Source organism: Rhodococcus mengyinensis, assembly GCF_048381435.1.
GTDB lineage: Bacteria > Actinomycetota > Actinomycetes > Mycobacteriales > Mycobacteriaceae > Rhodococcus_F > Rhodococcus_F opacus_D.
On record NZ_JBLWIT010000133.1, the window covers coordinates 132,547 to 157,447 of the forward strand.

22 protein-coding genes are annotated in these 24,901 nt (G+C 71.3%); 10 read left to right on the forward strand and 12 right to left on the reverse strand.

Annotated elements, in window-relative coordinates; translation table 11 throughout:
- The first annotated feature begins 7 nt into the window (after positions 1 to 7).
- From fabG1 to ACNJ7E_RS31730, 3 genes are read left to right on the forward strand one after another with little or no spacing between them, the layout of a single operon-like run.
- A complete protein-coding gene (gene fabG1, locus ACNJ7E_RS31720) occupies positions 8 to 757 on the forward strand; it encodes a 3-oxoacyl-ACP reductase FabG1 (RefSeq protein WP_005241843.1) in 750 nt (249 codons plus the stop codon).
- Positions 758 to 805: 48 nt separating this feature from the next.
- Positions 806 to 1,603, forward strand: coding sequence for an NADH-dependent enoyl-ACP reductase InhA (gene inhA, locus ACNJ7E_RS31725; protein ID WP_005241845.1), 798 nt, complete (start codon positions 806 to 808; stop codon positions 1,601 to 1,603).
- Positions 1,604 to 1,644: 41 nt separating this feature from the next.
- Complete coding sequence (locus ACNJ7E_RS31730) at positions 1,645 to 2,754, forward strand: ferrochelatase (RefSeq protein WP_418341834.1); 1,110 nt, start codon at positions 1,645 to 1,647, stop codon at positions 2,752 to 2,754.
- Here ACNJ7E_RS31730 and ACNJ7E_RS31735 read toward each other — a convergent pair.
- A complete protein-coding gene (locus ACNJ7E_RS31735; protein ID WP_280784548.1) occupies positions 2,720 to 3,529 on the reverse strand; it encodes a hypothetical protein in 810 nt (269 codons plus the stop codon). The two genes, ACNJ7E_RS31730 and ACNJ7E_RS31735, sit on opposite strands and share 35 nt — an antisense overlap.
- A gap of 67 nt (positions 3,530 to 3,596) precedes the next feature.
- Between ACNJ7E_RS31735 and ACNJ7E_RS31740 the strand changes: the two genes are divergently transcribed.
- The 3 genes from ACNJ7E_RS31740 to ACNJ7E_RS31750 are packed head-to-tail and all read left to right on the forward strand — an operon-like array spanning position 3,597 to position 6,079.
- A complete protein-coding gene (locus ACNJ7E_RS31740) occupies positions 3,597 to 4,436 on the forward strand; it encodes a DUF3097 domain-containing protein (RefSeq protein ID WP_280784547.1) in 840 nt (279 codons plus the stop codon).
- 8 nt (positions 4,437 to 4,444) lie between these two features.
- Positions 4,445 to 4,876 carry an NfeD family protein gene (locus tag ACNJ7E_RS31745; protein WP_280784546.1) on the forward strand — a complete coding sequence of 144 codons (432 nt, stop codon included), beginning with the start codon at positions 4,445 to 4,447 and terminating at the stop codon, positions 4,874 to 4,876.
- Positions 4,877 to 6,079, forward strand: a complete 1,203-nt coding sequence (locus ACNJ7E_RS31750; protein WP_280784545.1) for an SPFH domain-containing protein — start codon at positions 4,877 to 4,879, stop codon at positions 6,077 to 6,079.
- Here the strand turns inward: ACNJ7E_RS31750 and ACNJ7E_RS31755 are convergent.
- The 8 genes from ACNJ7E_RS31755 to ACNJ7E_RS31790 all read right to left on the reverse strand — a co-directional run bounded on the left by ACNJ7E_RS31755 (position 6,060) and on the right by ACNJ7E_RS31790 (position 16,040).
- Complete coding sequence (locus ACNJ7E_RS31755; protein WP_418341780.1) at positions 6,060 to 6,785, reverse strand: thioesterase II family protein; 726 nt, start codon at positions 6,783 to 6,785, stop codon at positions 6,060 to 6,062. The genes ACNJ7E_RS31750 and ACNJ7E_RS31755 overlap by 20 nt on opposite strands.
- A gap of 4 nt (positions 6,786 to 6,789) precedes the next feature.
- Positions 6,790 to 11,094 (reverse strand): type I polyketide synthase, encoded by a 4,305-nt coding sequence (locus ACNJ7E_RS31760; RefSeq protein WP_418341781.1) that lies wholly within the window; start codon positions 11,092 to 11,094, stop codon positions 6,790 to 6,792.
- On the reverse strand, positions 11,091 to 11,378 hold the full coding sequence (locus tag ACNJ7E_RS31765; protein WP_283353651.1) for an acyl carrier protein: 288 nt from the start codon (positions 11,376 to 11,378) through the stop codon (positions 11,091 to 11,093). Before ACNJ7E_RS31765 ends, ACNJ7E_RS31760 begins: the two co-directional genes overlap by 4 nt.
- A 30-nt stretch (positions 11,379 to 11,408) precedes the next feature.
- Positions 11,409 to 13,160: a fatty acyl-AMP ligase gene (locus ACNJ7E_RS31770; RefSeq protein WP_418341782.1), complete on the reverse strand. Its 1,752-nt coding sequence runs from the start codon at positions 13,158 to 13,160 to the stop codon at positions 11,409 to 11,411.
- A gap of 132 nt (positions 13,161 to 13,292) precedes the next feature.
- Entirely contained in the window at positions 13,293 to 13,820 is a 528-nt protein-coding gene (locus ACNJ7E_RS31775; protein WP_280784540.1) for a hypothetical protein, read from the reverse strand.
- Positions 13,817 to 14,398: a hypothetical protein gene (locus tag ACNJ7E_RS31780; RefSeq protein ID WP_009480494.1), complete on the reverse strand. Its 582-nt coding sequence runs from the start codon at positions 14,396 to 14,398 to the stop codon at positions 13,817 to 13,819. The genes ACNJ7E_RS31775 and ACNJ7E_RS31780 overlap by 4 nt, the downstream gene beginning before the upstream one ends.
- Positions 14,399 to 14,457: 59 nt before the next feature.
- Positions 14,458 to 15,168: a TVP38/TMEM64 family protein gene (locus ACNJ7E_RS31785; protein WP_280784539.1), complete on the reverse strand. Its 711-nt coding sequence runs from the start codon at positions 15,166 to 15,168 to the stop codon at positions 14,458 to 14,460.
- Positions 15,169 to 15,218: 50 nt separating this feature from the next.
- Positions 15,219 to 16,040: a PaaI family thioesterase gene (locus ACNJ7E_RS31790; protein ID WP_280784538.1), complete on the reverse strand. Its 822-nt coding sequence runs from the start codon at positions 16,038 to 16,040 to the stop codon at positions 15,219 to 15,221.
- A 117-nt stretch (positions 16,041 to 16,157) separates the two neighbouring features.
- On the opposite strand from ACNJ7E_RS31790, the gene mutA reads away from it, so the two are divergent.
- The 3 genes from mutA to meaB are packed head-to-tail and all read left to right on the forward strand — an operon-like array spanning position 16,158 to position 21,368.
- Entirely contained in the window at positions 16,158 to 18,074 is a 1,917-nt protein-coding gene (gene mutA / locus ACNJ7E_RS31795) for a methylmalonyl-CoA mutase small subunit (protein ID WP_418341783.1), read from the forward strand.
- On the forward strand, positions 18,071 to 20,362 hold the full coding sequence (scpA, locus tag ACNJ7E_RS31800) for a methylmalonyl-CoA mutase (RefSeq protein WP_105418581.1): 2,292 nt from the start codon (positions 18,071 to 18,073) through the stop codon (positions 20,360 to 20,362). The genes mutA and scpA overlap by 4 nt, the downstream gene beginning before the upstream one ends.
- Position 20,363: 1 nt before the next feature.
- The gene (gene meaB, locus ACNJ7E_RS31805; RefSeq protein WP_280784534.1) at positions 20,364 to 21,368 is read left to right on the forward strand and encodes a methylmalonyl Co-A mutase-associated GTPase MeaB; all 1,005 of its coding nucleotides are present in this window, start codon (positions 20,364 to 20,366) and stop codon (positions 21,366 to 21,368) included.
- Here meaB and ACNJ7E_RS31810 read toward each other — a convergent pair.
- Positions 21,357 to 22,394, reverse strand: coding sequence for a nucleoside hydrolase (locus ACNJ7E_RS31810; protein WP_418341784.1), 1,038 nt, complete (start codon positions 22,392 to 22,394; stop codon positions 21,357 to 21,359). The two genes, meaB and ACNJ7E_RS31810, sit on opposite strands and share 12 nt — an antisense overlap.
- The gene (locus ACNJ7E_RS31815) at positions 22,391 to 22,858 is read right to left on the reverse strand and encodes an OsmC family protein (protein ID WP_280784532.1); all 468 of its coding nucleotides are present in this window, start codon (positions 22,856 to 22,858) and stop codon (positions 22,391 to 22,393) included. Before ACNJ7E_RS31815 ends, ACNJ7E_RS31810 begins: the two co-directional genes overlap by 4 nt.
- Positions 22,859 to 22,948: 90 nt before the next feature.
- Between ACNJ7E_RS31815 and ACNJ7E_RS31820 the strand changes: the two genes are divergently transcribed.
- Positions 22,949 to 23,578 carry a maleylpyruvate isomerase family mycothiol-dependent enzyme gene (locus ACNJ7E_RS31820; protein ID WP_418341785.1) on the forward strand — a complete coding sequence of 210 codons (630 nt, stop codon included), beginning with the start codon at positions 22,949 to 22,951 and terminating at the stop codon, positions 23,576 to 23,578.
- On the opposite strand, the gene ACNJ7E_RS31825 is transcribed toward ACNJ7E_RS31820, so the two are convergent.
- Complete coding sequence (locus tag ACNJ7E_RS31825) at positions 23,562 to 24,872, reverse strand: CoA transferase (RefSeq protein ID WP_418341786.1); 1,311 nt, start codon at positions 24,870 to 24,872, stop codon at positions 23,562 to 23,564. The two genes, ACNJ7E_RS31820 and ACNJ7E_RS31825, sit on opposite strands and share 17 nt — an antisense overlap.
- Positions 24,873 to 24,901 lie beyond the last annotated feature (29 nt).

Consider the following 24,901-nt stretch of genomic DNA (forward strand, 5'->3'; position numbering starts at 1 on the left):
GATCCCCATGTCTACCCCACAAACTACTGACGCGTCAGTTAGGACGGTGTCCACTCCCCGGTCGGTGCTCGTCACCGGCGGCAACCGCGGGATCGGCCTCGCTGTCGCGCAGCGCCTCGCGGCGGACGGCCACAAGGTCGCGGTCACGCACCGCGGCTCGGGTGCGCCCGACGGGCTGTTCGGCGTCCAGTGCGACGTCACCGACACCGAGTCGGTCGACCGCGCCTTCAAAGAGGTGGAAGCGCACCAGGGTCCCGTCGAGGTTCTCGTCGCGAACGCCGGCATCACCGACGACACGCTGATCATGCGGATGACCGAGGAGCAGTTCACCTCCGTCGTCGACGCCAACCTGACCGGCGCGTTCCGCGTCGCGAAGCGGGCCACGCGGTCGATGCTGCGGGCGCGGTTCGGCCGGTTCGTGTTCCTCGGGTCGGTCGTCGGTCTGGCCGGTGGTCCCGGCCAGGTGAACTACGCGGCGTCGAAGGCCGGTGTGGTCGGCATCGCGCGGTCGCTGACCCGTGAGCTCGGTTCCCGGTCGATCACCGCGAACGTGGTGGCCCCGGGATTCATCGACACCGACATGACCGCGGTCCTCGACGACAAGTACAAGGACATGATCACCGGCGCGGTTCCGCTGCAGCGGCAGGGCAAGCCCGAGGAGGTCGCCGCGGTGGTGAGCTTCCTGGCCTCCGACGATTCCGCCTACGTCTCCGGCGCGGTGATCCCCGTCGACGGCGGCCTCGGCATGGGCCACTAGCTCTCCCCACCCCACTTCCCGGACTTTTTCTTCACAGGAGGACACCTCATGGGCGGATTGCTCGAAGGTAAGACCATTCTCGTCACCGGCATCATCACGGACGCGTCCATCGCGTTCCACGTCGCCAAGGTCGCCCAGGAACAGGGCGCCAAGGTGATCATCACCGGCTTCGACCGTCTCCGGCTGATCGACCGCATCGCGCAGCGCCTGCCGCAGCCGGTGCCGCCCGCGCTGGAACTGGACGTGCAGAACCCGGAGCACCTCGCGAGCCTCGCCGACCGCATCCGGGAGATCGCGCCCGAGGGTGTCGACGGCGTCGTGCACTCCATCGCGTTCGCGCCGCGGTCCTGCCTGGGCAGCCCGTTCTTCGACGCACCGTGGTCGGATGTGGGAGTGGCGTTCGAGGTCTCCGCCTACTCGTACGCGTCGCTGTCGAAGGCGCTGCTGCCGGTGCTGAACGACAACGCGTCGATCGTCGGCATGGACTTCGATCCCGCGCGCGCGGTGCCGTTCTACAACTGGATGGGCGTCGCCAAGGCGACGCTCGAGTCGGTGAACCGGTATGTCGCCAAGGAGGTCGGCGAACGCGGTATCCGCTCGAACCTCGTCGCGGCCGGCCCGATCAAGACCCTCGCCGCCAAGGCCATCGCCGGTACCGCCACCGACGACGCCAAGCAGATGAACGAACTGAACACGGCGTGGGACGAGCGTGCGCCCATCGGCTGGAACGTCGACGACCCGGAGCCGGTCGCGAAGACCGTGTGCACCGTGCTGTCCGACTGGCTTCCCGGCACCACCGCGTCGATCATCTACGTCGATGGTGGCGCCCACGCGATGGCCGGCTAGGGCACTACCCGGGGAGTGCGCCCCGAATGGCACCACGGAAGATGGGGATCATGATCGCTGCGAATTCGACGGACGGTTCCGGTTCCCGGTTCGATGCCCTTCTCGTGTTGTCGTTCGGGGGTCCGGAGCAGCCCGCCGACGTGCGCCCGTTCCTGGAGAACGTCACCCGGGGCCGGGGGGTGCCGCCCGAACGTCTGGACGCGGTCGCCGAGCACTACCTGCACTTCGGGGGTGTGTCGCCGATCAACGCCCTCAATCGCGACATCATCTCCCGCGTCGAATCCGAATTGGCAAGCGCCGGAATGGATCTGCCCGTCTATTTCGGTAACCGGAACTGGTATCCGATGGTTGAGGACGCCGTCGCCCGGATGGGCGCGGACGGGGTGCGGTCCGCTCTCGTGTTCCCGACCTCGGCGTGGGGCGGGTACTCGGGCTGCAGGCAGTACCACGAGGATGTCGCCCGGGCGCGGGCCGCGGCCGGGGACGGGGCACCGCACCTGCTGAAGCTGCGGCAGTACTACGACCACCCGCTGCTGATCGGGGCGTTCGCCGACGCCGTCCGCGAGGCCGCGGCGCAGCTCCCCGCCGGGCGCCGGGCCGGCGCCCGGCTGGTGTTCACCGCGCATTCCGTGCCGGTGTCCGCGGACGTCAACGCGGGACCGCCCACGGAGGGCGGTCATCTCTACAGCAGGCAGGTGGCCGAGGCGGCCCGGCTCACCGCCCGCGCCGCCGGCTTCGACGACTTCGACCTGGTGTGGCAGTCCCGGTCCGGGCCACCCCAGGTGCCGTGGCTCGAACCGGACATCTGCGACCACCTGGACGCCCTCGCCGGCCGCGGGGTGGGCGCGGTGATCGTGTGCCCGGTGGGATTCGTGTCCGATCACCTCGAGGTGGTGTGGGATCTCGACACCGAGGCCCGGGACAGGGCTGCCGAACTCGGCATCGACTTCGTACGCGCGGCCACCCCCGGAACGGATCGGCGGTTCGCGGAACTCGTCGTCGCACTCGTGGCCGAGCAACTGGCCGGCGCACCCGCCGCGCGGCTCGGTTCCGAGCCGCTGCTCGGTTCGACCCTCGACGGTCGGTCCTGCGCGGTCGACTGCTGCAAGGCCGTGGTCAGGCCGTCAGGCCGTCCCGCGCACACGCATTGACGGCGGCGGTGCGCGCCGAGCGCACCGCCGACCGCAGCGGCCGCAGTAGGTCTTCGAGCGTGGCCGCACCCGACGCGGACACGGTGCGCGCGGGGGCCATCTGCTCGGCGACCGTGAGAATCGCGGCCACCTGATCGGCCGAGTCCAGGATCCGCAGCGCCCGCGGGGCGATCGTCGTCGGATACCGGTGCCGCGCGGACTGCGCCAGCGCGTCGGCGATCAGCGCGCGCGGGTCGGCGCCGAAACCGGAATCGAGCATGTGCAGCGCCTCGAGCGCGGCCGCGGCGTCCCGCACCGCCTGCCGCATCGTGAACTCGGCCTCACCCAGCCCGGTGTGGTGGGCGTCGAGGGGAAGCCGCTCGATCGTCGACACCGTCCAGCGCAGCACGTCCGGACCCTCGACGTGCGGGACCAGCCCCGTTCCGGACCGGCCGGGCGGTCCGACGAGCACACCCTCGCCCGCGCTGATCGCGGCGGACGCGAACTCGGTGCCCGCGGGAAGCCCGCGCACGTCGCCCGGCCCGGGCAGCACCAGCCGGATCTCGGTCTCGGGCTGCGACACGGAGCGGCGCATCGTCTGCAGCAACGCCGTCACCCCGGCGTCCTGCGGGTGGGGCCACGGCAGCCCGGTGCGGCCGGCCGTCCCCTCGTCCTCGGCGCAGGCGAGATGCATCGGCGCCCACGCGTGGAGGGCGTCGATGACGTCGTCGGGTGCACTGTTCCCGGCGAGCCAGGAACTGGCCCACACGGTGAGAGTGGCGCTGGGTGAAGTCACGATAAACGAGCATATGTCGGCGTGGCGGCGTGTGCGTAACGGCGCCGCTGGCATAGCGTCAGCGCCCGTGAGCGGAGGCGACAGATACGGCGACATCTTTTCCGGACACCCACGCGCGCGGAAGCCCGTGACGCCGACGGTCCCGGCCGAGCGGGACCTGGTGGTCGAGGACGCCGGCACCGGTTTCTGCGGGGCGGTGGTCGGGTTCGAGCGCACCTACGACGGCGATTTCGTCCGCCTCGAGGACGGGGCGCGGCGCACCCGGTTGTTCGCGATGCGGGAGGCGGCGTTCCTGATCGACGGGAAACCGGTCACCCTGGTCCGCCCGGCGGCCAAGCCCGCCGGACCGGCCACCACCCGATCGGCGTCGGGATCCACCAAGGTGGAGGGGCTGCGGGCCCGGACGGCGCTGGCGAGCCGGATCTGGGTGGAGGGCGTGCACGACGCCGCCCTCGTGGAACGGGTGTGGGGGCACGACCTGCGCGTCGAAGGTGTCGTCGTCGAGCACCTCGAGGGTCTCGACAATCTCGGGGAGCGGCTCGCCGAATTCCGGCCCGGCCCCGGACGGCGCGTCGGGGTCCTCGTCGATCACCTCGTCACCGGATCGAAGGAGACCCAGCTGACCCAGGGCCTCGGGCCGAATGTGCTCGTGACCGGGCACCCGTTCATCGACGTGTGGGAGGCGGTCCGCCCGTCGGCGGTGGGCATCGAGGCGTGGCCGAAGATCCCGCGCGGTGAGGACTGGAAGACCGGGGTGTGCCGCGAATTGGGGTGGGGGACACCGCGCGACGGCTGGCGCCGGGTCTATTCGGCCGTCAACACGTTCCGGGACCTGGAGGCACCGCTGATCGGGGCGGTCGAACAGCTGGTCGACTTCGTCACCGTCGGTTCCGGAGATTCTGGTTAGATGGTGTTGTGGCTGCATTGATTTGGCTGGTAGCGGGGGTGCTGCTCGCCGCCGCGGAAGCGTTGACGGGGGATTTCTTCCTCCTCATGCTGGCGGGCGGTGCGCTGGCCACGGCCGGGGTCACCGCGATCACCGACTTCCCGGTCTGGGTCGACGCGGTGATCTTCGGGGTGCTGTCCCTCGCCCTGATCCTCGGGGTGCGGCCGGTGTTGTTGCGTAAGTTCGAGACCCCTCCGCCGACCCCGACCGGGATCGAGGCGCTGACCGGCAAGCAGGCCCTGGTGCTCCAGGAGGTCGCCGAACACGCGGGGCAGATCAAGCTCGGCGGCGACGTCTGGACGGCCCGCCCGCTCGACAGCACGGAAGTGTATCCACCGGGAACGACCGTGACGGTAATGCAAATTGACGGCGCGACCGCCGTCGTATGGAGGGGACCGTAGATGGCAGCGCTCATCGTGTTGATCGTGCTCGTGTTGTTCGTCGCCCTGGTGGTGGCCAAATCGGTGGCGCTGGTGCCGCAGGCCGAGGCCGCGGTGATCGAGCGACTGGGCCGGTACGCGCGGACCGTGTCGGGCCAGCTGACGTTCCTGATCCCCTTCGCGGACCGCATCCGGGCCAAGGTGGACCTGCGTGAACGGGTGGTGTCGTTCCCGCCGCAGCCGGTGATCACCCAGGACAACCTGACGCTGAACATCGACACCGTCGTGTACTTCCAGGTCACCAACCCGCAGGCCGCGGTGTACGAGATCAGCAACTACATCGTCGGTGTCGAGCAGTTGACCACCACCACGCTGCGCAACGTCGTCGGCGGGATGACGCTGGAGGAGACGCTCACCTCCCGTGACTCCATCAACGGGCAGCTGCGTGGCGTGCTGGACGAGGCCACCGGCCGGTGGGGTCTGCGCGTGGCCCGGGTCGAACTCAAGAGCATCGATCCGCCGCCGTCGATCCAGGAGTCGATGGAGAAGCAGATGAAGGCGGACCGCGAGAAGCGGGCCACCATCCTCACCGCCGAGGGTCACCGGGAGTCGGCCATCAAGACGGCGGAGGGCGACAAGCAGTCCCGCATCCTCGCCGCGGAGGGCGCGAAGCAGGCGTCGATCCTCACCGCGGAGGGTGAGCGGCAGTCCCGCATCCTGCGGGCGCAGGGTGACCGGGCCGCGAAGTACCTGCAGGCGCAGGGGCAGGCGAAGGCGATCGAAAAGGTGTTCGCCGCAATCAAATCCGGCAAGCCCACCCCCGAACTCCTCGCCTACCAGTATCTGCAGACGCTGCCGCAGATGGCGCAGGGCGACGCGAACAAGGTGTGGCTGGTGCCCAGCGACTTCGGTGACGCCCTCAAGGGGTTCGCGAAGACCCTCGGCGCGCAGGGGCAGGACGGGGTGTTCCGGTACGAACCGTCCACCACGGAGGAGGATCTGCCCAAGCCCGAGGACGATTCGGAAGAGGTCGCCGACTGGTTCGAGACCAAGTCCGACCCGGCCATCGCGCAGGCCGTCCGCGCCGCCGAGGTCGAGGCACGTCGTCCAGTCGACGGTCCGGGACCGCTCGCGAACCCCGGTGGCGCCGACGAGCATCCGCCGCTGGATCCGGGGGGAGCGCCCGGGCAGCTGCCGCCGCCCGTCACCCCGCCGGGACAGTAGCGGCGTACCGGCGCAGCACCGGCCGGAGCACACGGAAGAGTTGTTCGGGTGTGTGCTCGAGGTAGCAGTGATCGCCCGTCATGATGCGCACCTCGCGCAGCTCGGTGGTGTGCCGATCCCAGGCGCGGAGATCCCGCTCGCCGACCAGCGGATCGGCGTCCGCGCCGAGCACGTGCACCGGACAGGGAAGCGGCGGGTCTGCGGGATCGCGGTACCCGGTGCAGAGGCGCAGATCGTCGCGCAGTGCGGGGAGGCAGTGGTCCCGCCATGCCGGCCGGGCCGGGAGGTCGGCGGGCAGACCGCCCGTGGCGCGCAGCAACTCGATCAGGGACGGGTCGTCCAGGTCGTCGACCGGCGGCAGCGGCGAGGGCAGGTGCGGCGCCGAGTACGCGGACAGCAGCAGCGCGCGCGGGAGCGGGCGCCCGGCCGCGCGCCGGCGGCACGCGAGCCGGTACGCCACCAGCGCCCCCATGCTGTGCCCGAAGAAGACGTGCGGCTGCGTGAGCGGTTCGGCGAGTTCGGACTCGAGTGCGGTGACGAGGGACTCGACGTCGGTGAATCCGGTCTCGCCGGCACGGCTCTCCCGGCCGGGCACGTGCACGGGCCACACCGACACGTGCGGGCTCAGGGCGCGGTGCCAGTGCCGGTACGTCGAGGGTCCGCCGCCGGCGTGGGGGAAGCAGAACAGCAGGAGGGGGCCGGGCACGGCGCTACGCGGCCGCGACGAGCGTGGCGAGTTCGTCGGCGAGAGCTGCCACCGTGGACCGGATCTGGTCCTCGGTGTGGCACGAGGTGACGAAGAAGCGCAGCCGCGCGAGGTCTTCCGGCACGGCCGGGTAGAGGATGGGGTTCACGTTGATGCCGCGCCGGAGCAGTGCGTTGGACAGGGCGAGGGTGCGGAGTGAATCCCCGACGATGCACGGGATGACCGGGGTGTCCTTCGAGTCCCCGGTGTCGATTCCGGCGTCCGTGGCGAGCTGCAGGAAGAGCCGGGAGTTGCGCCGCAACCGGTCCAGTGCCTCGGGTTCGGCGCGCATCTGCCGGATCGCGGCCAGGGACGCCGCGGCATTCATCGGCGTGATCCCGACGCTGTAGACGAAGCCGGGCGTCGTGTACTTCAGGAAGCGGATGAGCTCGGCGCTGCCCGCGACGTAGCCGCCGCAACCGGCCAGGGCCTTCGACATCGTGCCGGACCACAGCTCCACGTCGTCGCGGTCGACGTCGAAGTGCTCGCCGATGCCCCCGCCGGTGGCGCCGAGCACCCCGATGCTGTGCGCCTCGTCGATCATCATCAGCGCCCGATGCTTCTTCTTCACCGCGATCATCGCGGGCAGGTCGGGGATGTCGCCGTCCTGGCTGTAGACGCCCTCGATGACGATGAGGACCCGCCGGTACTGCGATCGGATCGCGGTGAGGAGGGCGTCCAGCGCGGCGTGGTCGTTGTGCGGGAAGGGACGCCGGGTGGCGCCGGACAGGGCGCAGCCCTGCAGGATGCTGTCGTGCGCGAGGCTGTCGTGGATGACCAGGTCGCCCTCCCCGAGGAGATGACCGATGACCGTGACGTTGGTGGCGTGTCCGCTGACGAGGGCGATCGCGTCCTCGGTGCCGAGCAGGCCGGCCAGTTCGGCCTCGAGTTCCTGGTGTACCGGTTTCTCCCCGGACAGCAGCCGACTGGCCGAGCAGGAACTGCCGTAGCGGGCGACCGCGTCCTGCACGGCCGAGACGACGGCGGGGTGCCCGGACATGCCGAGGTAGTTGTAGCTGGAGAAGTTGACGACGTCCGCGCCCCCGATCGTCGACGTGTCCCGGGTGACGCCGTCGTTGACGAGGAAGTACGGGTTGGTGACCCCGAGCCCCTCGGCGGAGGTCAGCCGTGCGGCGAGCGCCTGAACCTCCGGGAACTCCGCGATGCGGAACTCGGGTGCCACGGTCCGTTCCGGTTCCGGGACAGCCGTCACCGTGCGGCGCGACCCGGGTGCGTGGTGCGCGGTCACGTGTTCGATCACATCGCCGAGTGTGCGGCTCGGTGAGAACCAGTGCGGTTCGACGACGAGACCGGGGAATGCGCGGCTCACCCCGCCGAACAGGTCGGTGATCATGATCGAGTCGAATCCGAGGTCGCCGACGATCGTCTGCGTCGTCTTCAGTGCGGCCGCGGGGAATCCGCTGACCCGGGCGACTTCCGTGCGGACCCTGGTCGCGACGTCGCCGACCGCGATCGCGGGACCCGGCCCGGCGTCCGGCGTCGCCGCCGGCGCGGGCGCGGGGAGGGCAACCGTGGGAGCGCCGTTGGCGGCAGCGGCGAGAACGGCGGCCTGTTCCCGGAAGAGCGCGATCAGCTGGTCCATGGTGGTGTCCTCGGGTTCTCGTGTGACGGTGGGCGATGCGGTGACGGTGGCCTGGGCCGCGGCGGCGGGTGCGTCCTCGGGTGTCCAGAAGCGGGCGGTGGTGGCGAACTGGTATCCGCTGAGCCGCCGCCGGACCCGTGAGTCCGGTTCGTACAGCGCATCCCACACGGGGTTCAGTCCGTCCCGGTACAGGGCGGCGACGGTGTCGGGGAGTTCGGCTCCGGTCGCGGCGGGACCGGGGCACGGTGCCAGGTGCCGCGCGGGCGAATCGTGATGGGCGCGAGCGACGAGCGGCAACAGGATTCGTGCGGGGCCCACCTCGATCAGGTGGGTCGGATCGCAGGTCAGGGCGGCCGCGGTGGCGTCCGCGAACCGCACGGTCGCCGTGATGTGGTCGGTCCAGTAGGCCGCGTCCATCGGCTCGTCGACGTCGAGCAACCGGCCGCGTGTGGTGGAGAAGATCGGGATCTCGGGCTGTCGGTACGTGCAGCCGGCGGCGACCTCCGCGAACGCGTCCTGTATCGGCGCCATGGCGGGGGAGTGGAAGGCATGCGACACGGTGAGCCGGCGGACGCGGAGTCCGGCCGCGGTCAGTGCGGCGCCGAGGCGTTCGAGTGCGTCGGCCGCCCCCGACAGCACCACGTCCCGCGGCCCGTTCACCGCTGCCAGCGCGGCCGCGGGTTCGCCGGCGAGCAGGTCGGCGACCTCGTCCGGGGTGGCCCGGACCGCGAGCATCGTGCCGGCGGCGGGCAGTTGCTGCATGAGCCGTCCCCGCGCGACGATCAGCCGGCACGCGTCGTCCAGGTCGAACACGCCGGCGTGCGCCGCGGCGGCGTACTCGCCGACGCTGTGACCGACCAGCCACGCCGGTTCGACACCCAGCTCGCCGAGCGTCCGGGCGAGCGCGTATTCGACCGCGAACAGGGCGGGCTGCGCGAACTCGGTCCGGTGGATGTCGTCACCGGCATCGAACAGCATCTCCCGCACCGAGCGGCCCAGATGCGGTGTCATCCGCTCGTCCACGTCGGACAGTGCACGCCGGTAGCCGCCGTGGTGCTCGTGCAGCGCGCGGGACATTCCCGGGTGCTGCGCGCCCTGACCGGTGAAGAACCAGCCGATGCTGACGGGGCGGGCCGCGCCGGACAGCGACGCGCGCAGGTCTTCGTCGGCCGCGACCGCGCGCAGCGCCGCGACGGCCTCGTCCCGGTGGTGTGCGGTGAGCGCGAGGCGGTGGCGCCCGGATGCCTTGACCGTGTTGGTGGTCCAGCACACCCGGCCCAGATCCGCGCCGGGTCGTGCGAGATCGTCGGCCAGGACGGCGGCGGTGCGGGCGAGGCCGTCCGGGTTGTTCGACGACAGGGTGAGCACGCCGCCGCCGGTGCTCGGCGCGGCCGGGGTGGTGGCGGGCGCGGAGGCCAGCAGCATGTGGGCGTTGGTGCCGCCGAGGCCGAAACTGCTGACGGCGCCGTGCGCGTCGTCGTCGGGCAGCGTCATCGGCTCGGACAGGAGTCGGAGGCCGTTGTCCGCCAGGCGGAGTCGCGGGTTCGCGTCCTCCGCGTAGCGGCTGGGGGGTACCACGCGGTGGTGCAGGGACAGGGCCACCTTGATCAGGCCGGCCACGCCGGCCGCCCCCTCCGTGTGGCCGAGATTGCCTTTGATCGATCCGATCGCGCACGGCTGCGGCCGGGTCACCCCGTGGACGTGGCCGAGGGCCTTGACCTCGATCATGTCGCCGAGCACCGTCCCGGTGCCGTGGGCCTCGACGAACGCGACCTGGGCGGGCGTGACACCGGCACGCCGGTAGGCCGTCTCGACGACCTGCTGCTGGGCCCAGCGGTTGGGTGCGGTGATCCCGTTGCTGCGGCCGTCGTTGTTGACGGCGCTGCCCTTGATCACCGCGTAGATCGGCAGGCCCTCGGCCTGCGCGTCCTCGAGCCGGCGCAGCACGAGCACCGCGACACCCTCGCCGCGACCGATGCCGTCCGCCGTCCCGCTGAACGGTTTGCACCGGCCGTCCGGTGCGGACAGCCCGGCCTGGGTGTAGAAGACGTTCACCGTGGGGGTCAGGGTGAGGTTGACGCCCCCGGCGAGGGCCTGATCGCATTCCCCGGACCGCAGCGCCGCGCAGGCGAGATGGACGGCGACGAGGGACGACGAGCAGGCCGTGTCGATCGCCATGCTCGGGCCCTGCAGGTTCAGGTGATAGGACACCCGGTTGGCGGTCATGAAATAGCCGTTGCCGCTGCCGAGTTGGGGGGTGATACGCGTGGTGTCACGCATCTGGAGATTCCACTCGTTGGCCATGACGCCCATGTACACGCCGGTGTTCGACCCGGCCTGCGCCCGCGGGTCCAGGGTGGCGTCCTCGAGCGCACGCCACGCCGCCTGCAGCAGCAGCCGCTGTTGTGGGTCCATCGCCGCGGCCTCGCGGGGCGCGATGCCGAAGAATTCGTGGTCGAACGCGTCGGCGTCGGTGAGGAATCCGCCGTTGCGGTTGTTGACCGCGCCGGGACCACCGGCGGCGTCGAAGACGTCGTCCGCGTTCCATCTCGAGGTGGGGACATCGGTGATTCCGTCGCCGCCGCCCATCAGCAGCGCCCACAGCGCGTCGGCGTCGGGTGCCTGCGGGAAGCGGCAGTCGAGGCCGACGACGGCGACGTCGGTCATGAGGCCGTCCGGTACCGGGCTGCGGCCTCGCCGACGACGAAGACGGCCATTTCGGCGATGGTCGGATACTCGAACACCACGGTGGGATCGAGTTCGAGGTCCCAGCGGTCCTCGATCTCGCCGCACAGGCTCACCGCGGACACCGATTCGATTCCCAGTTCGGCGAGGGGCAGGTGGGGGTCGACCTCGCGCACCGGTTGTTCGGTGTGGAAGGCCACCCTGCCGGCGAGCCAGTCGATGACGGGTGCGTGGTCGCGCGGGGTGCTCTGTTCGGGGATACGCATATGTGTTCTCTCCTGGTCGGTGATCGGGGGTCAGGCGGGTGCTGCGACGGCGGTGGTCCGGAGGCGTTGCACCGCCGGGTCGATCTCCTCGTGCAGCACCGCGTCGACGCGGGACTGCAGGAACGACGCGCGCATCGATCTGCGCTGGACCTTCCCGCTCGTGGTGCGGTGCACCCCGTGCCGGTCGACGAGCACCACACTCGGGGCGTGGACGTCGAAGTCGCGGGCGACGGCGAGCCGGATCCGGCGTGCGAGGCCGGGCAGCGTCAGGTCGTCGATCAGCGCGGTCTTGACCTCGTGGATCACCAGCAGCCGCTCGTGCTGCCCGGTATCCATCGACAGCACCACCCCGGTGGCACCGGTGAGCGCCGGGTGCAGGTCCCGGACGGCCTCCTCGATGTCCTGCGGGTACAGGTTGCGGCCGTTGACGATCAGCAGGTCCTTCAGGCGGCCGGTGACGTAGAGGTGACCGTCGTCGTCGGTCACCCCGAGGTCACCGGTGCGCAGGTACGGTCCGTCGCCGGCGAGGGTGGCGCGGAACTTCTGCTCGGTCTCGTCCGGCCGGTTCCAGTAACCGGCGGCGACGCTGCCACCGGAGATCCAGATCTCCCCGACCCGGCCGTGCGGCAGCTCCCGGCCGGTGTGCGGGTCGACGATGCGGATGTCGCACCCGAACGGCCGGCCGCTGCCGACCAGCCGGACACCGCCGACCCGCGGGGTGAGCTCGTGGCGCTCCAGCGCGGCGGCGTCGACGTCGAGATACTTTGGGGCGCAGCCCACCTCGCTCGCGGTGGCGAGCAGGGTCACCTCGGCCATCCCGTACGCGGTCAGGAACGCGCCCGCCGGGAAGCCGTAGGGCGCGAGCCGGTCGGTGACGGCGTCGAGGGTGCGTGGCCGGATGGGTTCGGCCCCGTTCAGCGCGACCCGCACCGAGGAGAGATCCAGCCCGGCCAGTTGGTCGTCGGAGATCCGGCGGGCGACGAGGTCGTACGCGAAGTTCGGGCCGAGGGTCATGTCGGCGCGGTACCGGTCGATCAGCTGCAGCCATCGCACCGGGCGCTTGAGGAAGGCCATCGGCGACATGAACACGAGATTGCCGCCGACGTAGAGCGGCAGCAGCAGCATCCCGATCAGCCCCATGTCGTGGAAGTGCGGGAGCCAGCCGGCGCCGGTCACCGTGTCGTCCGCACCGTTGGCGAGGGTCATGGCCGCGGCGTTGTGCAGCAGGTTCCCGTGGGTCACCATCACGCCCTTCGGCTCGCTGGTGGAACCGGAGGTGTACTGGAGGAACGCCAGGGTGTCGCCGTGCAGGTCCGGGAGCCGCCAGTCGTCGGGATCACCCGGTTCGGTGGTGTCGGTGGCGGCGACGGAGACCGTGGCGGCGAGCCCGGAGTCGCGGATCCAGGTGTCGAGCGGCTCGGCGACCGCGGCGGTGGTGAGGACGAGGCGCACGTCGGCGTCATCGAACATCGTGGCGACGCGCTGCATGCTGCGCGCGTCGTGCGGGACGGGCGCGGGGACGGCGACCACCCCGGCGTAGAGGCACCCGAGAAACGCGCGGAGGAAGTCGATTCCGTCGACGTACAGCAGCATCACCGGATGTTCGACCTCGGGCCGGGTCGACAGCCACACCGCCAGTGCGCGGGCGTCGCGATCCAGGTCGCGGTAGGTCACTTCCTCGGCGACGAGTTCCCGGCCGACCTCACGGTGGTAGATGTAGGACCGGTCGTCGCCGTAGACGGCGACCTGGGCGCGGACGTGGGACACGAAATCGGTAGGCACGAAACTTTTCTCCCTCGATGCGGACGAGTACGACTCTCGTCCGCGTCGAGGAGGGATCCCACCACCCCGAGGGCTGGTTCTGCGCACCCCTGGGGTGACGGTCCTGCACCGGTGGATGCCGCCGGGAACGGCTTACGTGATGAGGGCGCGTCCCGTTCCGCACACCGCGATCGCCCAGAGCACGCTGGTGAACGTGCCGATGATGAATTGTTCCGACGCGTGCGGTTCGCGCAGTTCGGGGTAGCGGGCCAGTCCCTTGACCGCCAGGACGACGGCGATGCCCTCCGGCCAGGCCGCGAGGATCGCCACCGCGACGGCGGCACGCTCGAGGAGTCCGATGATCCGTCCTCCGCGCAGCGGCCCGGCGTCCGGCCGCGGGTCGGAACCGGCGTCGGGCTGGCGGCGCGCGATCCGGAACGCGGCGAGCACGAGGGGCGCCCCGCCGGTGGCGGCGGCCGCGACGCACAGGACGAGGGTCGCGGCGAGCGCGAAGCCCGTGACCGGGGTGGTGGCGGAGGCGGCGAGCGCGGCGACGGCCAGGGCGAGCGCGACCACGATCGGTGCCGCCCACTGCGACATCCAGCGGGGGCTGCGGGGCGCCGCGAGGGCCAGCGGTGCGACGGCGGCGACGCCGAGGGCGATGAGTGCGAGGGTCGTCACGTGTCCGCCTTGCGTAGGAGTCGTTCGGCCAGTCGTCGTCCGGCGGTCTCGACGTGCCAGCCGGCGGTGGAGAGTCGTTGGGAGACCGCCTGCTTGCTGATGCCCAGCGCGCGGGCCGCCTCGGTCTGGGTGGAGCCGTGCCGCATCTGTTCGACGGCCTCGCGGCCCTCCTCGGTGCGGCGCGCGACGAGGATCGCGACGAGGGTGAGGGCGGTGTCGGCGTCGGCGGCGCCGTCGGGGTCGGAGCCTTCGACGGCCACCCGGCCGGGGGCGTTCTTGGCGCGGTCGACGGCGACCCGTGCGGATTCGAACGCGGGGCCGCGCCCGGCCCGGGTCTCGGCGGGGAGGGGTTCTTCGACGGGGCCGGCGCCGATGCCGATGCTCCAGTGTTCGCGTCCGACGAGGTCGAGTGCGAGGTCGACGACGGTGGCCGGGTCCGCGACCACGGCCTGGACCTCGTCGCCGGCGGTCCGCTGGAACGGGCGGACGAGGTCGCGGTGCGCGAATTCGGTGAGGAGTTGCGCGACGCGGTCGACGTCGCGGCGGCTTCCGCGCTGGTCGACCGTCAACACGAACATGGGTCAAGGTTAGAAACTGGATACCACGATGTCAAGACTCAAAGCTTGACTTTCCTGGTTCAAGGCTGCGCGATTGACTCGTCCTCGGTGGGGCGGTCCACGGCCCCGTCCGGCATCGCGTCGCCGGAACCGTCCAGCGGCCGCCGGGAATCGACCACCAGCCCGGCGATTCCGACGACGATGCACACCGCGGACAGCACGAGAAGGCCCGGCTTCGTCTCCCCGGTGAGGGCGTCGCCGAGAACGACGATGCCGACGGTCCCCGGCAGCACACCGACCACGGTGGCCAGCACGTACGGGACCAACCGGATCGAGGACACCCCGGCGCAGTAGTTCACCACCGAGAACGGGACGAACGCGATCAGGCGCAGCGACCCGACGGCGAGCCAACCGCGCCGGGCGATCCGCTCGTCCACCCGGCGGATCGTCGGATTGGAGATGCGCTGCCACACCACGTCCCGGCCGACGGCGCGCACCAGGTAGAGGGCGAGTACGGCACTGACCGTCGACGCCAGTACCGCGATCGCGATGCCCAGCCACGCACCGAACAGCAGGCCGGCACTCAGCGTGAACACCGTGCGAGGGAACGGGAACACCGTCACCACCGCGTGCACGGCGAAGAAGACGAGCGGAAAAGCCGGCCCGACGGATCGCGCCCATTCCCGCACCTGCAGCACGGACGGGTGCGGGGCCAGCAGCGCCACGACGACCAGCGCGACTGCCAGTACTGCGACGCCGATCACCCTGCGGTCCCCGAGGCGTCTCTTCACAGGGCACCAGGCTACCCGGGTGACCGGTGCGGGGCGCCGCGAGCGGCGGGTCAGGACGGGCGGCGGCGACCCGTCACGGTCGCCTCGACGCAGATCCGCCCGCCCGAGGTCCCGGCCACCCGGGCCACCGCCACCGAGCGGCCCGCCCTGACCACGTCCGCGGTGAACGTGGTGTCGCGGTCGAGAGGAATCGGGCGGAAGTAGTTGATCCGCGCGGACGCCGTGTCCGTGTCCGCGCCGGCCCGGCTCAGGGCCGCGTTCGCCGCGAGGTCCATCGCGCATGCCTGGACGCCGCCGTGCATGAACCCGAGCTTGTTCGCGATCAGCGGGTTGGCCGGCACCACGATCCGGGCGCCGGGTCCGTCCTCGATCCGCCCGCCGATCCAGTCGAGCGGCGCGACCCCCGGTTCCGGGAAGTCGGGCAGGGCCGACCCGTCCGCGCCCGGTGCCGGCAGGTCCACGAAGTTGCCCCACAGGGTGCCGGTGGCGATGAGGGTGCCCGCCGAGTCGTGGACGCGGGCGGTCGAGGTGCCGCCGTCGGCGGTGAGCGCGAGGAGCCGGCTCTCCGCCCGCAGCGTCGGACCCTGCCACCGCCGGGGTGTGAGGACGTCCACCGACAATTCGGCCGTGACCAGGCCGTCGCGTGCTCCGCGGCGGTCCCACACGGTGAATCCGAGGAGATCGTCGAGCAGCACGGCGAGGACACCGCCGTAGGGGGTGCGGGCGGTGTTCGAGGCGAGCGCACCGATGTCCATGCTCATACGATTGAGTGGTTCGCCGCGGTCGTCGACGTCCCGGGTCGGCGCGCCGAGACCGAACAACCGCTGCGTGGCGGTGCGATCGGTGACCACCGGTTCGTGCGCAATGCTCATGACCTGAGGTTATTCATCGTGTGGTGATCCTCACGATAGGGGTCGCCGAACTGCGGCTAGCATCACAGTCACACAATGTATTGATCGATCGCTCATCAGGGAGAGGAAGCCGACACCGTGTCATTAGCTTCAGAAGCCGAGGAAGCTGCGCGGGCATACGCCGACTGGCAGCACTCCGTGGCCGGAGTCCTCGCGAAGTCGCGTCGGATCGACGCCGCGGAACTCGGTCCGGAACCCCAGAAGCTCCTCGAGACCGTCACCTACGACGGTGTCACCGTCGCGCCGCTGTACAGCCCGCGCGACGAGCGTCCGGAGCAGCCCCTGCCCGGCACCTTCCCCTACGTGCGTGGCGCGGACGCCACCCGGGACGTGAACGCGGGCTGGCTGGTCAGCGCCCGCTTCGGCGAGGGCGCGGACGCGTCGGACGTCAACCGCGCCGTCCTCGACTCCCTGGAGAACGGTGTCAGCGCGCTGTGGCTCGCCGTCGGCGGCGCCGACCTTCCGGTCCGGTCGCTGGAGACGGCGCTCGACGGGGTGCTCCTCGACCTGGCCCCGCTGACCCTCGATGCCGGAACGGACGCACCGCTCGCGGCGCAGGCACTGTTCGCGCTGCTCGACGCGCGTGCCGCGGCGGGGGACGGGGTCACCGACCGCACCGCAGTCCGCGTCGACCTCGGGACCGCCCCGCTCACGAGCGCGTTCTCCGGTGCCGCCGACGTGGCACTCGGCGACGCGGTGGCCCTCGCGGCCGAGGCCGCGGCGCGCTCGGAGAGTGTGCGGGCAATCGCCGTGGACGGCACGGCATTTCACAACGCCGGCGCGTCCGACGCCGAGGAACTCGGCGCGGCGATCGCGGCGGGCCTCGAATACCTGCGGGCGCTCACCGAGAGCGGCCTGACCATCGGGCAGGCGCTCGGGCAGCTCGGCTTCCGGTTCTCGGCCACCGACGACCAGTTCCAGACCATCGCCAAGTTCCGGGCGGCGCGGTTGGTGTGGGCGCGGATCGCCCAGGTGTGCGGCGCGTCCGACTTCGGCGGCGCCCCCCAGCACGCGGTCACCTCGGCCGCGATGATGGCGCAACGCGATCCGTGGGTGAACATGCTCCGCACGACGCTCGCCGCGTTCGGTGCCGGCGTCGGCGGCGCGGACGCCGTCACGGTGCTGCCGTTCGACGCCGCGCTGCCCGCCGGGGCGCTGGGTGTGTCGAAGACCTTCGCCGCTCGCATCGCCCGCAACACCCAGCTGCTGCTGCTCGAGGAATCGCATCTCGGCCGGGTGCTCGACCCGGCGTCCGGGTCGTGGTACGTCGAGGACCTCACCCAGCAGGTGGCGGCCAAGGCGTGGGAGTTCTTCCAGCAGATCGAGGCGGCAGGCGGCTACCTCGCCGCGCTCGACGCCGGCCTGATCTCCGAACGCATCGCGGCCACCCGCGCCCAGCGTGATTCGGACATCGCGCACCGCAAGACCACCGTCACCGGGATCAACGAGTTCCCGAACCTCGCGGAAGCACCGCTGCCCGCGGGCGCCGCCGAGACCGGCAGCGTCGCCCGGTACGCCGCCGCGTTCGAGGCCTTGCGGGACCGCTCCGACGCCTACCTGGCGGCGCACGGTGCGCGACCCGCCGTGTTCCTGGCCCCGCTCGGCCCCGTCGCCGAGCACAACGTGCGGACCACGTTCGCCGCGAACCTGCTGGCGTCGGGCGGCATCGAGGCCCGCAACCCCGGCCCCCTCGCGGTCGGTGACGGCAGCATCGCCGCCGCCGCGAAGGACTCCGGCGCCGGTATCGCGGTGATCTGCGGTACCGACAAGCGGTACGCCGCCGAAGCCACCGCCGCGGTGGAGGAACTGCGCGCGGCCGGTGTCGGCACCGTGCTGCTCGCCGGCCCGGAGAAGGTCGTCGCCGACGCGGACGGCTCCGCCCGGCCCGACGGATTCGTCACCGCCCGTATCGACGCAGTCTCGGTCCTGTCCGGCCTGCTCGACACCATCGAGAGCTCGAGCGACTCCTCGGGCGACACAGGGAGCAAGAAGTGACTACTCGCGAGGTCAAGCACGCGATCGGCAGCTTCGCCGAAGTGCCACTAGAAGATCCGCAGTTTCCGCAGCCGTCCGCCCCCACGCCGGAGCAGACGGAGGAGCTGATCGCGGCCGCCGCGGCCGCGAACCACTACAGCCCGGAACAGGTGGTGTGGTCCACCCCCGAGGGCATCGACGTCAAACCGGTGTTCACCAAGGCCGACCGCGACGCCGCCGAGGCCGAGGGCTACCCGGTGGGCAGTTTCCCGGGCGCCGCACCGTTCCTGCGCGGCCCGTACCCCACCATGTACGTCAACCAGCCGTGGACGATCCGGCAGTACGCGGGCTTCTCCACCGCCGCCGAATCCAACGCCTTCTACCGCCGCAACCTCGCGGCCGGGCAGAAGGGTCTGTCGGTGGCGTTCGACCTGGCGACGCACCGCGGCTACGACTCCGACCATCCGCGGGTGCAGGGTGACGTGGGCATGGCCGGGGTGGCGATCGACTCGATCCTGGACATGCGTCAGCTGTTCGACCACATCCCGCTCGACAGCGTCAGCGTGTCGATGACCATGAACGGTGCGGTGCTGCCGATCCTGGCGCTGTACGTTGTGGCCGCCGAGGAGCAGGGTGTCGCCCCGGAGCAGCTGGCCGGAACCATTCAGAACGACATTCTGAAGGAGTTCATGGTCCGCAACACCTACATCTATCCGCCGAAGCCGTCGATGCGGATCATCTCCGACATCTTCGCGTACACCAGCGCGAAGATGCCGAAGTTCAACTCGATCTCCATCTCCGGGTACCACATCCAGGAGGCCGGGGCCACCGCCGACCTGGAGCTGGCGTACACCCTCGCGGACGGTGTGGAGTACATCCGCGCCGGCCTCGACGCCGGCATGGAGATCGACAAGTTCGCGCCCCGGTTGTCGTTCTTCTGGGCGATCGGCATGAACTTCTTCATGGAGGTCGCGAAGCTGCGGGCGGGTCGCCTGCTGTGGAGTGAACTGGTCGCGAAGTTCGAGCCGAAGTCCGCGAAATCGCTGTCGCTGCGCACCCACTCGCAGACGTCGGGCTGGTCGCTGACCGCGCAGGACGTCTACAACAACGTGGCCCGCACGTGCGTCGAGGCGATGGCGGCGACGCAGGGGCACACCCAGTCGCTGCACACCAACGCGCTCGACGAGGCCCTCGCCCTGCCGACGGACTTCTCCGCCCGCATCGCCCGCAACACCCAGCTGCTGCTGCAGCAGGAGTCGGGGACCGTCCGTCCCATCGACCCCTGGGGCGGATCGCACTACGTCGAGTGGCTCACCCACCAGCTGGCCAACCGGGCCCGCGCACACATCGCCGAGGTCGAAGAGGCCGGCGGCATGGCGCAGGCGATCAGCGAGGGCATCCCGAAGCTGCGCATCGAGGAGGCCGCGGCCCGCACGCAGGCCCGCATCGACTCCGGCAGGCAGCCGCTGGTCGGCGTCAACAAGTACGTGCCGGACGAGGCCGACGAGATCGAGGTCCTCAAGGTCGAGAACTCGCGGGTCCGCAAGGAGCAGCTCGAGAAGCTGGACCGGCTGCGCGCCGACCGCGACTCGGACGCCGTCGAGGCGGCGCTCGCCGAGCTGAGCCGCGCCGCGGCCACCACCGAGGCCGGGGCGAGCGAAGCGACAGGTCATGTCTCGATGGAGAACAACCTGCTGGCCCTGGCGATCGATGCGGCCCGCGCGAAGGCGACGGTCGGGGAGATCTCCGAGGCCCTCGAGAAGGTGTACGGGCGTCACCAGGCCGAGATCCGGACCATCAGCGGGGTGTACCGGGACGAGGCCGGAAAGGTCGACAACATCAGCAAGGCAACGGAACTCGTCGAGAAGTTCGCGGAGGAGGAGGGTCGGCGTCCCCGTGTCCTCATCGCCAAGATGGGGCAGGACGGCCACGACCGCGGGCAGAAGGTGATCGCCACGGCCTTCGCGGACATCGGATTCGACGTGGACGTGGGACCGCTGTTCCAGACCCCGGAAGAGGTCGCCAACCAGGCGGCCGACAACGACGTCCACGTGGTCGGTGTGTCGTCGTTGGCTGCAGGCCACCTCACGCTGGTGCCTGCGCTCCGGGAAGCCCTCGCGGCGGTGGGACGTCCCGACATCATGATCGTGGTCGGCGGCGTCATCCCGCCCGGCGACTTCGCCGAACTGTACGAGGCGGGTGCCGCCGCGATCTTCCCGCCCGGGACGGTCATCGCGGACGCCGCCAGCGGTCTGCTCGAGAAGCTGGCCGCGCAGCTCGGCCACGACCTGACGGGCACCCCGGAATAGCATGGGGCGCCCTCCAGTCGACATCGATGCCCTCGCCCAGGCCGTGCGCGCCAATCAGCGCGCCGGCCTGGCGAAGGCCATCACCCTGGTCGAGTCCACCCGGACCGATCACCGTGAGGCGGCGCAGCGGTTGCTGCTCGAGCTGCTGCCGGAGTCGGGGAAGGCACACCGGGTGGGTATCACCGGTGTGCCCGGCGTCGGGAAGTCCACGTTCATCGACGCGCTCGGGATGCACCTGATCGGCAAGGGGCACCGGGTGGCGGTCCTGGCCGTCGACCCGTCGTCGACGCGCACGGGTGGGTCGATCCTCGGCGACAAGACGCGGATGGCGCGACTGACCGTCGAGAAGGACGCCTACATCCGGCCGTCGCCGACGTCGGGCACCCTCGGCGGGGTCGCGAAGGCGACCCGCGAGACGATCGTGCTGCTCGAGGCCGCCGGATTCGACGTGATCCTCGTCGAGACGGTGGGTGTCGGGCAGTCCGAGGTGACGGTCGCGAACATGGTGGACTGCTTCTGCTTCCTCACCCTGGCCCGCACCGGCGACCAGTTGCAGGGCATCAAGAAGGGTGTCCTCGAACTCGCCGACCTCGTCGCCGTGAACAAGGCGGACGGCAAGCACGAGCGGGAGGCGAAGGGCGCCGCCCGGGAACTCGCGGGTGCGCTGCGGCTGATCTACCCGCACGACGCCGTCTGGACGCCGCCGGTGATCACGATGAGCGGCCTCGAGGGCGTCGGTCTCGAGGACTTCTGGGACACCGTCTGCCGGCATCGTGAGGTGCTGACCGCGGCCGGGCAGTTCGAGGAGAACCGGCGCCGCCAGCAGGTGGACTGGACGTGGACGATGGTCCACGATCAGCTGCTGCGCCGGCTCGCGTCCAACACCCGGGTCAAGGCGATCCGCGGCGAGGTCGAACAGCGGGTGCGGGACGGTTCCCTGACGGCGGCGCTGGCCGCCGCCGAGATCCTCGACGCGTTCGACGGCCCGGACGCGTCAGCCGACTGATTTCGCGAAGCGCCCGACCCGGTCGACGAGATCGTCGAAGAACGCGGCCGGGTCGGTGCGCACCGCGATGTCGACGTTGGGTTCCCGGTTCCAGTGCCCCACCCAGTCGGCGACCGTGGTGCCCCGGGTGAGCCGGCCGTGCAGTTCGACGTCGACGGTGGCCGGACGGGTCCTTGTGATCGCCGGGTTCAACGCCACCGCCGCCGCGAACGGGTCGTGCATGTGCGCCAGGAAACCCTGGTCGTGGGTGCGGTGAAAGTCCATGTAGAAGCGGATGGCGTCGGACAGGTGCCGGATCACCGGGTTGGACGCGGTCGAGCGCACCTGCGGTCCGTCGTCGGGGGAGATGATCTCGGCGGGTGTGCTGCCCGCCGCCTCCGCCAGCCGCCGGACGTGGTCCGGTGTCATCTCGATCGTTTCGGTGACGTCCAGTCCGCACAGGATCGGGCGCCTGCCCGCCGGCAGCCCGGAGAACGCGTCGAACACCTCCTTGGCGGCCTCCGGATCCACCGACACGTTCCATTCACTGGTGGGGGTGGTGTTGCCGGGGTGGTTGAACGCCCCGCCCATCACGACCAGGCGCCGCAGCAACCGGGGCAGCGCGGGTTCCTCGCGGATCGCGAGGGCCAGGTTCGTCAGCGGTCCCGTCACCAGCCCGGTCAGCTCGCCGGGGTGGGCGCGGACCAGGTCGACCCACAGGGCGGTGGCGTCCCGCTCCGACAGCGACCGCCCGGACGGGGGGAGGACGGCGTACCCGATGCCCTGGGGTCCGTGCGTGTCCTCGGTGGTGCGCAGCGTGCAGTCCAGCGGCCCCCGGGCGCCGAGCGCCACCTCGATGTCGGGTGCGCCGCACAGGGCGAGCCAGTTCAGGTTGTTCGCCGCGACCTGCTCGACGGGCACGTTGCCGGCGGTGCTGGCGATGCCGGCGATCTCGGCCTCCGGGCTGGCCAGCAGGTACAGCAGGGCGAGGGAGTCGTCGATGCCGGTGTCGACGTCCACGATCAGCCGGTGGGCCGGGGCGCTCATGCGACGCGCACCGCGGGACGGTGCCGGACCGTGAAGTTGACCGACCGGGCGATGAAACACTTCTCGTGTGCGCGGGTGTGCAGCTGTTCGGCGCGCGCGGCCATCGACCCGTCGGCGACGGTCACGACGGGCGCCAGCACGACCTCGGTGAATTCGCCTGCACCGCCGGGGTGTTCGGACATGGTCCCGGTCGGCTCGTCGCGGTAGTCGACGACGACCACACCGGCCGCGGCGGCCAGGCCCAGATACCAGAGCATGTGGCACTGCGACAATGCGGCGACCAGCAACTCCTCGGGGTTCCAGCGGGTGGCGTCGCCGCGGAACGACGGGTCCGCGCTGCCCGGCAGATCGGGTTTGCCGGGCGCCGACACCACGTGGTCCCGGTCGTAGGCGTCCGGTCGGGTGGTGCCGTCTCCGCGGTTCCCGGTCCAGGTGACCGTCAGCGTGTAGTCGTGTGTGCTCACCCGACCATTCTTCACGGCCGCGCGATGAGTTTCGCCGGCGGGCACGGTCTGCCTACGTAGGGCACGACACGGCGACCGGAGGAGACGGACATGACACGGAACACGGCACCGGACTGGGTCGCAGGGGAGCGGCGCGACCTGGCGTCGATGCTGGCGGGACTGACGCCGGAGCAATGGGACGCGCCGTCGCTGTGCACGGGGTGGCGCAGCCGGGAGGTGATCGCGCACATCACCATGCCGTACCGCCTGTCGACGCCACGGATCCTGCTGAAGATGGTGAAGGCGCGCGGCAACTTCAACCGGATGTCGGACACGCAGGCCCGCGAGGACGCACGGACCCTGACCGCCGACGCGCTGCTGCACACGCTGGAGGAGAACGTCGCGCACCCGTGGAAGCCGCCGGGCGGCGGCTTCGAGGGGGCACTGTCCCACGACGTCATCCACGGTCTCGACGTGTCGGTGGCGCTCGGCCTGGGCAGGCGGGTCCCGGACGACCGCCTCGACCGGGTCCTCGGCGGCGTCGGCCCGAAGCACGTCAAGTACTTCGGCACCGACCTGACGGGAGTGCAGCTGACCGCGGACGATCACCCCTGGACCTTCGGTGCGGGTGCGCCGCTGCGCGGTTCCGCCCAGGACCTGCTCCTCGTGCTGTGCGGTCGCCGGTTGCCGCCGGGACATCTGAGCGGAGAACCGAGCGCACGGTTCACAGCGACGGGCTGACCCCGGACCAGGAGGGGGCGTCGCCGCCCCAGGGCCGGGCCGGGAACGGGTAGTCGTCGAATTCGGCCAGGGCGGGACGGGCGGTCACCAGGTCGCCGTGCGCGGTGAGGCACCGGGGCCCGGGCACCGCGGGCGGCAGCGGGTCCTCGGATCGGCCGTCCGCGGTCAGCAGCCACGCGCCGGTACGGGCGAGGGACACGTCGACCGTACGGCCGCGTCCATCGACGAGCGTCGCGGCGAGGGCGTCGACGACGCCGGCGGCGAGCAGATAACCGGTGGCGTGATCGAGTGCCTGCGCGGGCAGCGCGCCCGGGGTGGTGTCGCCGCCCTCGATCGTCGCGATCCCCGACGCCGCCTGGACGATGCTGTCGAAGCCGCGGCGGTCCGCCCACGGTCCGGAGCCGCCCCACGCGCACACCCGTCCCCGCACCAGATGGTCGGGGGCGTCGTCGAGCAGCCCGTCCAGCGCGCCCGGACGGTACCCGGTGACGACGACATCGGCCTCGGCGAGCAGGCTGTCCCACACGAGCCTGCCGTCCGCGGACCGCACATCGAGCAGCGCGGTCCGCTTGCCCTGCCCGGTGTCGAGGTGCTGCACGACGATCTCGGGAATCGACGGCGGATCGATCCGCAGCACGTCGGCGCCGAGCAGCGCCAGCGTGCGGGTGGCGACGGGGCCGGCGATCACCCGGGTCAGGTCGAGGACCTTCACCCCCGCCAACAGCCCCCGGTCGGGTTCCCGGTGAGAGCGGTGCCGTGTTCGCGGACGGGGGCTCTCGGCGTGCACGACGGTGGACACGAGGTCGCCGGACGCGGCGGCCGCACCCTGCGCGCTCGCCGCCCACTCCGCCGCGGTCCGCACGCGCACGGCGATAGCCTGCGCCGCGGCGGCACGGTCCTCGACGTCGGCGGCGGTCAGGCGCCCGATCCGGGCGGCCACCGCGTCGCGGCCGGCGTCGTCCGAGAGGTCGAGTGCCGCCAGCAGTCTCGTGCGGTGATGCGGGTAGTTGGCGTGGGTCCGCACCCAGCCGTCCGACGCCGCGAAAAACCCCGACAGCTCCGCGAAACCGGACACCGGGGCCCCCGATACCCGCAGCAGCCGGTCGCTCGCGAACGAGGCGGCGATCCGCTCGGGATCGAGCCGCCACGACCGGGGGTCACGGCCGTGCGCGCTGTCTAACCGGTCGACGGCGCCGGTGAGCGCCGCCACCGACCCCGCCGCCAACGAGAGCACGGGGAGGCGGGCCGCCAGGTAGTCGCCGGGGTCGCCGTAGTCGATCACGGTGGGGATCATCCGGGCACCGGCACCGTCATGTCCGCGCC

Coding starts and splice junctions, on each gene's coding strand:
- fabG1 (WP_005241843.1), top strand. CDS start 8: ATGTCTACCCCACAAACTACTGACGCGTCAGTTAGGACGGTGTCCACT.
- inhA (WP_005241845.1), top strand. CDS start 806: ATGGGCGGATTGCTCGAAGGTAAGACCATTCTCGTCACCGGCATCATC.
- ACNJ7E_RS31730 (WP_418341834.1), top strand. CDS start 1,645: ATGGGGATCATGATCGCTGCGAATTCGACGGACGGTTCCGGTTCCCGG.
- ACNJ7E_RS31750 (WP_280784545.1), top strand. CDS start 4,877: ATGGCAGCGCTCATCGTGTTGATCGTGCTCGTGTTGTTCGTCGCCCTG.
- ACNJ7E_RS31760 (WP_418341781.1), bottom strand. CDS start 11,094: ATGACCGACGTCGCCGTCGTCGGCCTCGACTGCCGCTTCCCGCAGGCA.
- ACNJ7E_RS31765 (WP_283353651.1), bottom strand. CDS start 11,378: ATGCGTATCCCCGAACAGAGCACCCCGCGCGACCACGCACCCGTCATC.
- ACNJ7E_RS31780 (WP_009480494.1), bottom strand. CDS start 14,398: ATGTTCGTGTTGACGGTCGACCAGCGCGGAAGCCGCCGCGACGTCGAC.
- ACNJ7E_RS31790 (WP_280784538.1), bottom strand. CDS start 16,040: ATGAGCATTGCGCACGAACCGGTGGTCACCGATCGCACCGCCACGCAG.
- meaB (WP_280784534.1), top strand. CDS start 20,364: ATGGGGCGCCCTCCAGTCGACATCGATGCCCTCGCCCAGGCCGTGCGC.
- ACNJ7E_RS31810 (WP_418341784.1), bottom strand. CDS start 22,394: ATGAGCGCCCCGGCCCACCGGCTGATCGTGGACGTCGACACCGGCATC.
- ACNJ7E_RS31820 (WP_418341785.1), top strand. CDS start 22,949: ATGACACGGAACACGGCACCGGACTGGGTCGCAGGGGAGCGGCGCGAC.
- ACNJ7E_RS31825 (WP_418341786.1), bottom strand. CDS start 24,872: ATGATCCCCACCGTGATCGACTACGGCGACCCCGGCGACTACCTGGCG.